Origin of the sequence: Alloyangia mangrovi (genome assembly GCF_002300555.2) — a bacterium.
GTDB classification, from domain to species: domain Bacteria; phylum Pseudomonadota; class Alphaproteobacteria; order Rhodobacterales; family Rhodobacteraceae; genus Salipiger; species Salipiger mangrovi.
Map to the genome: position 1 here is coordinate 53,621 of NZ_NTHN02000016.1, position 12,469 is coordinate 66,089.

Annotated in this window: 9 protein-coding genes and 1 pseudogene; 8 read left to right on the top strand and 2 right to left on the bottom strand. The window is 67.5% G+C overall.

The annotated features are described in order from the left end of the window. Positions 1 to 2 precede the first annotated feature (2 nt). Together hrpB and CLG85_RS10735 are read right to left on the bottom strand one after the other, a co-directional pair. A complete protein-coding gene (gene hrpB, locus CLG85_RS10730) occupies positions 3 to 2,447 on the bottom strand; it encodes an ATP-dependent helicase HrpB (protein WP_260348868.1) in 2,445 nt (814 codons plus the stop codon). A 124-nt stretch (positions 2,448 to 2,571) separates the two neighbouring features. Beyond that, on the bottom strand, positions 2,572 to 3,438 hold the full coding sequence (locus tag CLG85_RS10735; protein ID WP_260348869.1) for a lytic transglycosylase domain-containing protein: 867 nt from the start codon (positions 3,436 to 3,438) through the stop codon (positions 2,572 to 2,574). A gap of 462 nt (positions 3,439 to 3,900) precedes the next feature. Here CLG85_RS10735 and CLG85_RS10740 point away from each other — a divergent pair, with 462 nt between their 5' ends. From CLG85_RS10740 to CLG85_RS10775, 8 genes and pseudogenes are all read left to right on the top strand, one after another. Then, on the top strand, positions 3,901 to 4,122 hold the full coding sequence (locus CLG85_RS10740) for a hypothetical protein (RefSeq protein WP_260348870.1): 222 nt from the start codon (positions 3,901 to 3,903) through the stop codon (positions 4,120 to 4,122). Positions 4,123 to 4,396: 274 nt separating this feature from the next. Beyond that, positions 4,397 to 5,254 carry a Flp pilus assembly protein CpaB gene (gene cpaB, locus CLG85_RS10745; protein ID WP_095881070.1) on the top strand — a complete coding sequence of 286 codons (858 nt, stop codon included), beginning with the start codon at positions 4,397 to 4,399 and terminating at the stop codon, positions 5,252 to 5,254. A gap of 203 nt (positions 5,255 to 5,457) precedes the next feature. Next, positions 5,458 to 6,877, top strand: a pseudogene (locus CLG85_RS10750) (type II and III secretion system protein family protein). A gap of 4 nt (positions 6,878 to 6,881) precedes the next feature. Continuing rightward, positions 6,882 to 7,547, top strand: coding sequence for an OmpA family protein (locus CLG85_RS10755; protein ID WP_095881068.1), 666 nt, complete (start codon positions 6,882 to 6,884; stop codon positions 7,545 to 7,547). Positions 7,548 to 7,751: 204 nt separating this feature from the next. Then, on the top strand, positions 7,752 to 9,008 hold the full coding sequence (locus tag CLG85_RS10760) for a CpaE/TadZ family protein (RefSeq protein ID WP_095881067.1): 1,257 nt from the start codon (positions 7,752 to 7,754) through the stop codon (positions 9,006 to 9,008). A 12-nt stretch (positions 9,009 to 9,020) separates the two neighbouring features. Beyond that, positions 9,021 to 10,460 (top strand): TadA family conjugal transfer-associated ATPase, encoded by a 1,440-nt coding sequence (locus CLG85_RS10765; protein ID WP_095881066.1) that lies wholly within the window; start codon positions 9,021 to 9,023, stop codon positions 10,458 to 10,460. Positions 10,461 to 10,463: 3 nt separating this feature from the next. Next, positions 10,464 to 11,429: a type II secretion system F family protein gene (locus CLG85_RS10770; RefSeq protein ID WP_095881065.1), complete on the top strand. Its 966-nt coding sequence runs from the start codon at positions 10,464 to 10,466 to the stop codon at positions 11,427 to 11,429. Between the two features lie 10 nt (positions 11,430 to 11,439). Further along, positions 11,440 to 12,408, top strand: coding sequence for a type II secretion system F family protein (locus tag CLG85_RS10775; RefSeq protein ID WP_095881064.1), 969 nt, complete (start codon positions 11,440 to 11,442; stop codon positions 12,406 to 12,408). The last annotated feature ends 61 nt before the right edge of the window (positions 12,409 to 12,469 follow it).

Below are 12,469 nucleotides of genomic sequence, written 5' to 3' on the forward strand. Positions count from 1 at the left end.
GCTCAGGTGCCGCGGGGCTTGGCGCGGAGCGTGGGGTCGGCCTCGCGCGGGTCCTCGGGCCAGGGGTGGCGCGGGTATTGCGCCTTCATGTCCTTGCGCACGTCGGCGTAGGAGCCGGCCCAGAAGCCCGGCAGGTCCATGGTGGTCTGCACCGGGCGTCGGGCGGGCGAGAGCAGCGTGACCCGCAGCGGCAGCTTGCCGACCATCGGATGGCTGCGCTGGCCGAACATCTCCTGGATGCGCAGGATGATCTCGGGGTGCTCGCCCGAGTAGTCGATGGGAATCTCGCGCCCGAGCGGCGTGGTGAACTTGCCAGGCACCCTGGCGTCGAGCGCCTGCATCTGCCCCCAGTCGAGCCGGGCCCGCAAGGCAGGCAGAAGGTCGAAGCGCTTCCAGTCGTCGGCGCTCTTCACCCCGCCGAGGAAGGGCAGCAGCCAGTCCTCGATCCCGGCGATCAGCGCCTCGGGTCCCATGTCCGGCAGGTCGAGCCCGGCGGCGCGACCGATCTCCACTCGGGCACAGAAGCGACGGGCAGCGTCGGAGAGCGGGATGCCGAGGTCGCGCACCCCGTCCAGCATGGCGCGGGAGATCGCCTCGGCGGGGGCCTCCTTCCACTGCCGGTCATCGAGCGCCAGCACGCCGAAGCGTTCCTGCCGCCGGGCGATGACCCTGCGCTCGCGCCTCGACCATTCGCAGAGATCGTGCCAGCCGATCTGATCCGCGAAGAGCGCACGCAGCTCGGACTCGGCGATCGGGATGGCCTGGCGGATGCGCGCCTCGCGCGGGTTGCCGTCGGTGTCGGTGACCACGATGAGCCGGGTCTGCGCCAGCGGGTCGGCCTCGTCCATCACCGCGCCCTTGCCGCCAGAGAGTTGGTAGCGCGGCGCATCGCCCTTGCGGCGCAACCCGATGCGGTCGGGATAGGCGAGCGCGGCCTGCGCGGCGGACGAGAGCTGCGCGCCCTGCCCCTGCCCGGCGGCGCGCGCGAGCCGCTTCGCCTCCTGCTTGATGCGCTCGAGCGCGGCGCGGGTGACCTCGAAGGGGCGGCTCTCGGTGAAGCGACGCAGGTCGCGGATGGCCTCGAGGCGGTAGTTCAAGTCCGAGGGTGCGCCGCGCAGCGGGTCGCGCTCGGCCAGCAGCGCGGCGAGCGGCGCCGCCTCGGGGCCGGCGAGGCTGAGCATATGCGCCAGCCGCGGGTGCAGCGGAAGCCGGGCGAGCTGGCGGCCATGGGCGGTGATGCGCCCCTCGGCATCGAGCGCGCCGAGCATCTGCAGGAGCGCCTGCGCCTCGGCAAAGGCGCCCGGGTGGGGCGCGGTGAGAAAGGGCAGGTCCTCGGGCGTGGCGCCCCAGAGCGCCAGCTCCAGCGCGAGGCCGGCGAGGTCGGCGGTCTCGATTTCGGCGGGAGGGAAGGCGTGCAGCGCGCCCTCCTCGCCCTTCGTCCAGAGCTTGTAGGCGATCCCTTCGGCGACACGTCCGCCGCGGCCGGCGCGCTGGGTGGCCTCGGCGCGGGTGACCTTCTCGGTCACCAGCCGCGACATGCCGGAGCCCGGATCGAAGCGTGCCCGTCGGGCGCGGCCGCCGTCGATCACCACGCGGATGTCCTCGATGGTCAGCGACGTCTCGGCGATGGAGGTGGCCAGCACCAGCTTACGACCCTGCGTTTCGGGGCGGATCGCGGCGCGCTGCGCGGCGAACTCCATGGCGCCGAAAAGCGGGCGAATGGTGATGTCTTTCGGCAGGCGTCCTTTCAGCAGCCCCTCGGTGCGGCGAATCTCGCCCTCGCCCGGCAGGAAGGCAAGGATACCGCCCTGCGTCTCGGAGGCCGCCTGCACGATGAGATCGGCCATGGCCTGCTCGAAGCGTTGGGTCTTGGGCACCGCACGATCAAGCCAGCGCGGCTCCACCGGGAAGCTGCGGCCCTCGGAGGTGATCACCGGCGCCTGCATCAACTCGCCCACGGGCCCGGCATCGAGCGTGGCGGACATGGCAAGCAGGAGGAGGTCGTCGCGCAGGGCGCCTGCGATCTCGAGGCAGAGCGCGAGGCCAAGATCGGCATTGAGCGAGCGCTCGTGGAATTCGTCGAAGATCACCGCACCGACGTCCGAGAGCTCGGGGTCGGACTGGATCATGCGGGTCAGGATGCCCTCGGTCACCACCTCGATGCGGGTCGCCTTGGAGGTCTTGCTCTCGCCCCGGATGCGGTAGCCCACCGTTTCGCCCGGCGCCTCGCCCAGCGTCTCTGCCATGCGGGCGGCAGCGGCGCGGGCGGCGAGCCGGCGCGGCTCGAGCATGACGATGCGCCCCCGGGTCAGCCCGGCCTCGAGCATGGCGAGCGGCACGCGGGTGGTCTTGCCCGCGCCCGGGGGCGCCTGCAGCACGGCGCGGCCCTGCGCGCGCAGGGCGGAGATGAGCTCGGGAAGGGCGGCGTCGATGGGCAGCTTTTGCATGCGCGGGGTTATGCGGGATCGCGGGCGCGCCGTCGAGGGCGCGGGATGTGGGGGCTCTGCCCCCGAGGCGCGGATGCGCCTCTCCCCCGAGATATTTTTGCCTAGAAGAAGGCGCCGGCCTTGGTCAGTTGGCGGCGACGCGGAAGACGCAGCCGTCGGAGATGAGCTGCGGCGGGGTGAGGCAGAGGCCCTTGGCGACGGTGAAGGCAGCCAGCACCTTGGGGACATAGTCGCGGGTCTCGGCATAGGGCGGCACACCCTGATATTGCGGAATGGAGTTCTCACCCGCGTTGTATCCGGCCAGCACGAGGATCGGATCGCCGTCGAAGCGCTCCATGAGAAAGTCGAGGAAGGCCACGCCGCCGCGGATGTTCTGCACCGGATCGAGGGCATTGGCGACGCCGAAGCGCGCGGCAGTCGCGGGCATGAGCTGCATGAGGCCCTGCGCCCCCGCCCGGCTGACCGCATCGCTGCGTCCACCCGATTCCACCGCCATCACCGCCAGCGCCAGCGCCGGCGAGACCCGGGTGCCCACCGTCGCCTTGAGCAACTCGATGCCGTAGCCCGCCGCCATGTCCTGCAGCTGCTGCAGGCGCGGGGCGCCCACCCCCGCCCCCTGCGGCGGCTTGCCGAGGCTGAGCAGTGCCGGCTCGAGCCGCCCCGGCCCGGAGGCCGAGAGCTCCGGCGAGATCGCCTGCCAGAACCAGCCGTAGATGCCCGCGCCCTCGGCGCGCCCGGGACTACTGCCGGGGCCGGGCGCGGTCCCGGCGCTCGCCTGCGGCAAGGGCTCGGGTTTCGGCGGTGGCGGCGCGATCTGTATGGTGATGCGTTTCTTTGCGCCCGGCTTCGGCGGGGTCACCCGCTTGGCGGAGAAGTCGGGAAAGGGCGGCGGCGTCTCGGCCGGGAGCGGTCCGGCGATCAACGCGAGCGCAAGCGCCGCGACAAGCGCGGGCGCACGAAGGAAGGGATGTCGGATCGCGCCTGCGGTCACTGCTGCCTCGTCTGCCAGGTGGGCCGGCATGCCGGTACGCTGGTCGGTTGCCCTGCCCGGGTCTGCGCCCGGGTGATCATGTCGCCGTTCGCCCGCGAGTCGCGCGCCCTGCTCGAGGCGCGTCGCCGAACTGCTTCGCAAACGAGTCTCGCACAGATTGTGAAGTCAACCAAGATTCTCCGCCATACGCGTGGAAAACTGGGTCCTGGGAGCCTCAGACGGGCGTGGTTTTGCCAGAAATGGTGCGGGATATTGCTTTTTACGCTTAACAATCAACGACTTGCTAAACACTCCAAAAATCCTTTCCGGACTATAAAAACAATCCGATTGCGCCAAAGTCCCGCCTCATTCCGACGGCTTTATAGGTTCCAGGCCGCAAGGGACTGGGCAATGAGAGAGGCCCGCGACAGACCCCGCAGCGGTTGAAATAGAGAGAGCAAACTGGATTTACGGAGAGAGACAATGCTGAAATTCATCAAAACCTTCCGCAACGACGAAGACGGCGCAGTCACCGTGGACTGGGTCGTGCTGACCGCAGCCGTGGTCGCCATGGCAGCCGGCGCCTACTCGCTGATCAGCGGCAACGTGACCACGGCGCTCAACAACGTCGGCACCAACCTGTCCTCGGCAGCAAACGGCAATTTCCCCGCCGGCACTGGCACTGGCACTGGCACCGGCAACTGACACCTGAAGCGACGCCGTCGCGTGACAAGAGCCGCCGTCGGGCCCCTGCCCGACGGCGGTTCTTTCCTTTCAGCGGGGCGCGTCGTCAGCAAGACCGCGGCACCACCGGAACCTGCCGCTATGAAAGCCCAGAACCGGCCATTTTTCACCACAATCCGCGCATAACACACCGATTGGAAGCGCACGGGAAACCGGCTCGGCAGCATTACCAAAGGGCAGCGCGGCCCGCCATTACGCTTGGGGCCGGTCCGGCCCGCTATCGAAAGGGACAGAGATGCGACTGATCTTCGGACTGGTTCTGATCGCGGGGCTCGGCCTGGCCGGCTTCGCCGTCTACTTGGCTCAGAATTACATCGGCGCCTACCAGGTCGCCCTGGAAAAAGAGCGCGAGAAATCCGTCGAGGCGGTGCCCACGAAGCAGATCTACGTGACCACCCGCGCCATCGCCCACGGCCAGATCATCACCCCCGAGGACGTCCGGCTTGCGCCCTGGCCGCTGGAAATTCTTCCCGAGAACGCCTTCGACGCGAACACCGTGCTCTTCAAGGAGGGCGATGCGCCCCGCCTGGCGATGCGCCCGCTCGAGAAGTTCGAAGCCCTGGTGCCGATCAAGATCAGCGAGCCGGGCGGCGACGCCGGGCTGACCTCGCGCCTCGAGAAGGGCCAGCGCGCCTTTGCCATCAAGGTCGACGTGCACACCGGCGTGTCTGGCTTCCTGCGCCCCGGCGACCGGGTCGACGTCTACTGGACCGGCCGCATGCCCTCCGAGGACCCGCGGCAATCCCGCGGCGAATTCACCAAGCTGATCCAGGCCGGGGTGCGGCTGATCGCCATCGACCAGACCGCCGACATGGACGATGCCGACGTGAACATCGCCCGCTCGGTGACCGTTGCCGCCACCCCGCAGGAGATCGCCTCGCTGGCGCAGGCGCAAAGCTCGGGGCGGCTGTCGCTGTCGCTGATGAACGCCAACGACCAGACCGTGGCCGAGGTCATCGAGGTGGACCAGCGCGTCATGCTCGGCCTCGAACCGCCCGAAGAGCAGCAGAAAAAGGCGCTTGCCCAGACCTGCACCACCCGCGTGCGGCGCGGCGGCGAGGTGGCGGACATCCCGATCCCCTGCACGAACTGATACGGAATCAACAGCTTGCACAGGGGGCGCCAAGCCGGCGCCCCCTGTTGCGTTGCAGGCTCCGGCCCGGTTGTTGCGCGGGATCCACAGCAAGGAGCGGCGCGAAGTCGTTGATTCTTGCATGGAAACAGGATTGCGCGCAGACTGCCCGCAAAGGCGGGCGCCACGACCCGCTCCCGAGGCGTGATCGAAAGGCAGGTCACATGAAAGCTGACAATTTCCTCAAGGCGGCCCTGCTCGGGCTGGCGCTGAGCGTGACTGCCCTCCCCCCCGAGCGCACGGGCCGAGAACTTGCGCGTCGTGCGTACCGGCACCGAAAGCGCTCTGAATGTGCCGATGAACCGTGCCGTGGTGGTCGAGAGCGACTCCCCCTTTGCCGAGCTTTCCATCGCCAACCCGGCGATTGCCGACATCTCCTCGCTGTCGGACCGGACGATCTATGTGCTTGGCAAGACACCCGGCACGACCACGCTGACCATCCTCGACGAGAACGGCCGGCTGATCACCAATGTCGACGTGCGCGTCGCCGCCGATGTCACCGAGTTCAAGGAACGCCTGCGGCAGATCCTGCCCGGCGAGAACATCGAGGTGCGCACCGCCAATGACGGCATCGTGCTCTCGGGCACCGTGTCGAGCACCCAGAAGCTTGACCGCGCGCTCGACCTCGCGCAGCGCTACGCGCCCGAGCGGGTGTCGAACCTGATGTCGGTGGCTGGCGTGCAGCAGGTCATGCTGAAGGTACGGTTCGCCGAGATGCAGCGCTCGGTCGCCAAGACCCTGCGCAGCTCGCTGTCTCTTGGCGGCGACCTGCTGGGCGGCGACTTGGGGCTGGCCTCCGAAACCGGTAGCTGGATTGACGGCGACAACACGCTCGGCTCGCCGGTGACGGTGGCCGATGGCACCGAGGGTGCCGCAGTCTTCGGCTTCAACGCCGGCGGGCTCGAGGTTGGCATCCTGCTCGAGGCGCTGGAATCCAAGGGCGTGGTCCGCACGCTGGCGGAGCCGAACCTCACCGCCCTCTCCGGGCAGGAGGCGAAGTTCCTCGCGGGCGGCGAATACCCGGTTCCGGTGGCGCAGCAGGAAGGCACGATCTCGGTCGACTTCAAACCCTTCGGCGTCGAGCTGAACTTCATTCCGCGGGTCGTCGACGGCGACCTGATCAACCTCGAACTGAAGGCCGCGGTCTCGTCGATCGACAGCTCCAACGGCTTTGACCAGGATCAGATCCACATCGACGCCTTCCGCCGCCGCGAGACCTCGACCACCGTCGAAATGCGCGATGGCGAGAGCTTCGCCATCGCCGGCCTTCTGCAGGACGACTTCACCGACCTGAACGGCCAGGTGCCGTGGCTCGGCGACGTGCCGGTGCTGGGGGCGCTGTTCCGCAGCGCCGAGTACAGCCGACAGCAGTCGGAACTGGTGATCATCGTGACGCCGCACCTCGTGACCCCGACCCGGGGGCAGGCGCTCGCCCTGCCGACCGACCGGGTGAAGCCGCCCTCCGAGCGCGACCTGTTCCTCTTTGGCCGGACCACCGCCGAGGGCAATCGCCCGGTGAAGGGCGCGGCCGGCGAAGTTGCCAAGCAGGACTTCAGCGGCTCCTATGGCTATGTGATGGATTGATCCGATGCAGGCACGACAGCAATTGACCGGCTTCCCCAAGCTCCGGATCGCAGGTGCAGCCGCCGGACTGGCCCTGCTTACCGCCTGCTCGCCGCACGAAAGCGGCTCCACCGTCGACGGCGGCGCCTTCGGCAATGCCACGATGACCAACACGCTGGTGATGACCGGTCAGCAAGGCTACGTGCACGATCTCTCGGCCCGCTTCGCCGCCGAAGTGCCCAGCATGGTGACCTTCGCCTTCAACAGCAGCCTGCTTGACGCCGAGGCGCAGACCATCCTGCGCCAGCAGGCACACTGGATCCGCCAGTTCCCCGAGATCAGGTTCCGCGTCTACGGCCACACCGACCTCGTTGGGAGCACAAGCTACAACAAGGCGCTCGGCCTGCGCCGCGCGCAGGCGGTGGTCAGCTACCTCTCGACTCTCGGGATCTCGCGCAGCCGGCTCGAGGCGGTTGTTTCCTTTGGGGAAACACAGCCGCTGGTCTTCACCGAGGGCCGCGAGCGCCGCAACCGCCGCACCGTGACCGAGGTTTCGGGATTCGTCGCCGGCCATCCCGCCCTGCTGGATGGGAAATACGCCGAGGTGATCTACCGCGAGTATGTCCGCAGCGCTCAACCCGAGACTGTGCTGACCGGGACATCGCTGACGCAGTCCGGTAGCGGCTCCTAAGATACGCCCCTTCATCGTCCGACAATTCCGTACAATTACGGAAATTCGGACAAAATGTTGCCCCACTTGACCGACAATTTCGGTCCCAGCGGGTCGCTCCCGGCACGACTTCCGAGTCGGTGCGCAGAGCGGCGGGCGGGGCGCGGTTACGGATTCACGCACCCTTTGCCACCGCCCCCCCGCGAGAGGCAAAGGACAAGAAGAATGACCACATCTCCCGAGCGGCAGCCAGCCCCTGCGCCCATCCTGGCCTGCACCGTCAGCCGGGACGTGCAGACCTTCGACCTGCTCATCGAGGACATGGAAGCGCTTCTGGGCGAAGCCTGGGGGGACCTCGGCTTCGAAGATGCGCTGACCTTCCTCGGCCAACCCGACGCGGCGTCGCTGGAGTTCATCGCGCTCGCCATCGACAGCGAGGACGAGGACGAGGGCACGCTGCCGCTGCTCGGCCAGATCATCACCCGCGCCACGGAGCGCGGCATCAAGGTGGTGCTGATCGCCGAGGATGTCACCCCCGCGTCGCTGCACAAGCTGCTGCGCGGCGGCGCCGACGAATTTGCCCCCTACCCGCTGCCCGAGGGCGAACTCGAGGCCGCCGTGATGCGACTGCGCGCCCGCGCCGAGGCCGCCCGCACCGCGGCAATGGCCCTGCCGGCGGCAGAGGCCGTGACCCTCAAGGGCGGCGGCGACGGCGTGCTGATCGCCGCGCAGGGCCTCTGCGGCGGCTGCGGCACCACCACCTTTGCCGTCAACCTCGCCTGGGAACTGGCCAACGTGCGCAAGACCGGCGCACCCCGCGTCTGCCTGATCGACCTCGGCCTGCAGTTCGGCACCATCGCCACCTACCTCGACCTGCCCCGCCGCGACGCGGTCTTCGAGCTGCTGAGCGACATCCCGGCGATGGACGGCGACAGCTTCGGTCAGGCGCTGGTGAATTACGATGACAAGCTGAGCGTGCTGACCGCGCCGCCGGAACTGCTGCCGCTCGACATGCTCTCGCCCGAGGACGTGAAGGCCCTGCTCGACACCGCGCGCGAACATTTCGATTTTGTGGTGGTCGACCTGCCCAAGACCATCGCCCATTGGACCGAGACGGTGCTCACCGAGGCGCAGGTCTACTTCGCGCTGGTCGAGCTCGACATGCGCTCGGCGCAGAATGCCCTGCGCCTCAAGCGCGCGCTGCAGTCCGAGGATCTGCCCTTCGAGAAGCTCCGCTTTGCGATGAACCGCGCACCGAAATTCACCGACCTTCAGGGCAAGACCCGCGCCAAGCGGATGGCCGAGGGCCTCGGGATCGAGATCGGCCTGCAGCTGCCTGATGGCGGCAAGCAGGTACAGATGGCAGGCGACCATGGCCTGCCGCTGGCCAAGCAGGCGGCAAAGAACCCCCTGCGCAAGGAAATCGCAAAGCTGGCCGCCGAGCTCTACGCGATCGGCCAGTCGGATGCGGAAGCCGCGTGATAGGAGCCCGCAATGTTCTCGCGTTACAAGAAATCGCCGCCCCCAGCCGCCGCCGCTCCGGTCGAGCCGCCGAAGCCGAAGATGGTGCCCGTCGAGGCCGCCGACCGGCCGCAGGCGATGCGCAAGCCGTCGCCCAAGCGCGCGGCTGAGCCGGGACCACAGGACCGCGAGAAGAAGCGCAAGGAGCGCATGGGCGAGATCAAGCTCGATCTGCACCGCGCGCTTCTCGACAACCTCAACCTCGCCGCCATCGACCAGGCCAGCGAGGCGGAGTTGCGCGAGGAAATCGCAGCGATCGCCACCGAGTCGCTGCAGGAAAAGGGCATCGTGCTGAACCGCGAAGAGCGCAGCACGCTGAACCAGGAACTCTACGACGAGGTGAAGGGCCTCGGCCCGCTGGAGACCCTGCTCAAGGACGACACGGTCTCGGATATCCTGGTCAACGGCCCGCACCAGATCTTTGTCGAACGCAGCGGCAAGCTGCAGCTCTCGGACGTGACCTTCAAGGACGAGCGTCACCTGATGCGGATCATCGACAAGATCGTGTCGGCCGTGGGCCGCCGGGTCGATGAATCCAACCCCTATGTCGACGCCCGCCTTGCGGATGGCTCGCGTTTCAACGCCATGGTGCCGCCGATCGCGGTGGACGGCTCGCTGGTGTCGATCCGGAAGTTCAAGAAGGACAAGCTCGGAATCGACGACCTGGTGCAGTTCGGCGCCTTCACCGAGGAAATGGCCGTCTACCTGCAGGCCGCCGTCGCCACCCGCCTCAACATCATCGTCTCGGGCGGTACGGGCTCGGGCAAGACCACCACGCTCAATGCGCTCTCGTCCTTCATCGACGACTCTGAGCGCATCCTGACCATCGAGGACACCGCGGAACTCCAGCTGCAGCAGACCCATGTGGGCCGCATGGAAAGCCGCCCGCCGAACGTCGAGGGCAAGGGCGCGGTCACCCCGCGCGACTGCCTCAAGAACGCGCTGCGGATGCGCCCTGACCGCATCATCGTCGGCGAGACCCGCGGCGAGGAGGTGATCGACATGCTGCAGGCCATGAACACCGGCCACGACGGCTCGATGACCACGATCCACGCCAACAACCCGCGCGACGCCATCTCCCGTCTCGAGAACATGATCGCCATGGCCGGTGTCGAGATGCCCTTGAAGGCGATGCGCAGCCAGATTTCGTCGGCCGTCAACGTGCTGGTGCAGGCCAGCCGCCTTCAGGACGGCTCGCGCCGGATGACCTCGATCACCGAAATCACCGGCATGGAGGGCGACGTGATCTCGATGCAGGAAGTGTTCCGCTACCAGCGCGTGGGCCTCACCCCCGACAACAAGATCATCGGCCATTTCACCGCCACCGGCGTGCGCAGCCACTATTCCGAGCGCTTCCGCATGTGGGGCTACGACGTGCCGCCCTCGATCTACGAACCCTTCCGGCCGGAGTAACCCATGCTCAGCGCAGAACCGATCATCTATGGCCTGATTTTCATCGGCGTGCTGGTGCTGGTCGAGGGCATCTACCTCGTCGCCTTCGGCAAATCGATCCGGCTGAACAGCAAGGTCAACCGCCGGCTGGACATGCTCAGCAAGAACAGCTCGCGCGAGGACGTGCTGGCGACGCTCCGCAAGGAGATGGACCAGCATGGCAACAACCGCGGCATCCCGCTCTATTCGCTGCTGGCGGACCGGGCACAGAAGGCGGCGCTCGCCTTCACCCCGCAGCAGCTCATGCTGATCATGGTCGCGGTCAGCGTCTTTGCCTTCTTCGCGCTCAGCTTCGCCACCGGGGCCTCGCTGCCGGTGCGGCTGGTGATGGGGCTCGGTATCGGGGTCGGCGGCGTCTACATGTGGGTCAACGGCAAGGCCAAGAAGCGCCTGTCGCTGATCGAGGAGCAGCTCCCCGATGCGGTCGAGCTGATGGTGCGCAGCCTGCGCGTCGGCTACCCGTTCAGCTCGGCGATCAGCATCGTCTCGAAAGAGATCAAGGACCCGCTCGCCACCGAATTCGGGGTGATCTCGGATGAGGCCACCTATGGCCGCGACATCGGCGAGGCGCTCAAGCACATGGCCGAGCGGCTCGACATGCAGGACCTGCGCTTCCTCGCCGTCGCCGTCAGTATCCAGCAGCAGTCGGGCGGCAACCTCGCCGAGATCCTCGAGGGTCTCGCCAAGGTGATCCGGGCCCGCTTCCGCCTGTTCCGCCGGGTCAAGGCGATCACCGCCGAGGCGCAATGGTCGGGCAAATTCCTCTCGGGCTTCCCCGTCTTCGTGCTGCTCGCGATCCAAGTGCTGGATCCGCATTACTACGACGGGGTCATCGACCACCCCCTCTTCATCCCCGCATGTTTCGCCGTGGCGATCTTCCTGGTCCTGAACCTGATCGTCATGCGGATCCTGGTGAACATCAAAGTTTGAGGCGCACGCCATGCTCGACACGCTCAACGCCCTGATCACCGCAAAGCTCGGCCCCGCCGGCCCGCTGCTTGTGGTTGCCGGCCTCGCCTTCCTACTGATCCTCGCCAGTATCCCGCTGATGCTCCGCTCGCGCCCCGATCCCATGGACAAGCTGCGCGAGACCGCGCGGCAGACGATGGAAAAAGAGACGCGCGCGGTGTTGCGCGACACCCGGCGCAACGAGAAGCTGAACAAATACGCGCAATACCTCGAGCCGACCACCGAGGAGGAACTCGGCGCGGTCCGCAAGAAGCTGATGCAGGCAGGCTACCGCACCCGCGACGCGGTGCGGATCTACTACCTTGCGCAGATGGCCCTTGGCCTCGGGCTTCTGGCCGTCGGCTCGGTCTACTACCTTATGGTGCTCGACACGCCGGATGCGCCGCTGACCACCAAGCTCATGTGGATGCTCGGGCCGGGCGCCGCGGGCTACATGGCGCCGAAGTACTGGGTCACCCGCCGCGTCGAGGAACGCCGCCAACAGATCGAGGAAGGCTTCCCCGACGCGCTCGACATGATGCTTGTCTGCGTCGAGGCCGGCCAGTCGCTCGACCAGTCGATCAACCGCGTCGCAAGCGAGCTGCGCGCCTCCTATGCCGCACTGGCCGACGAATTCGAGATCGTCTGCCACGAGCTCAAGGCGGGCAAGGACAAGTCCGCCGTGCTCGCGGACATGGGCGAGCGCTGCGGGGTGCCCGACGTGTCCTCCTTCGTGGTCGTGCTGAACCAGGCGGCGAGCTTCGGCACCTCGATCGCCGACGCGCTGCGCGTCTATGCCGGCGAGATGCGTGACAAAAGGGTCATGCGCGCCGAGGAAAAGGCAAACAAGCTGCCGACAAAGATGACGCTGACCACTATGATGCTGACGGTGCCGCCGTTGATGATCATCCTCGTCGGACCGTCGATCGTGGGCCTCGGCCAGTTCAGCGCCAACTTCTAGACCCGGCAGAATGCATCCACTTCCAGTTTGTGCTACCGTCGCCCTACTCTGCCTGGCCGCC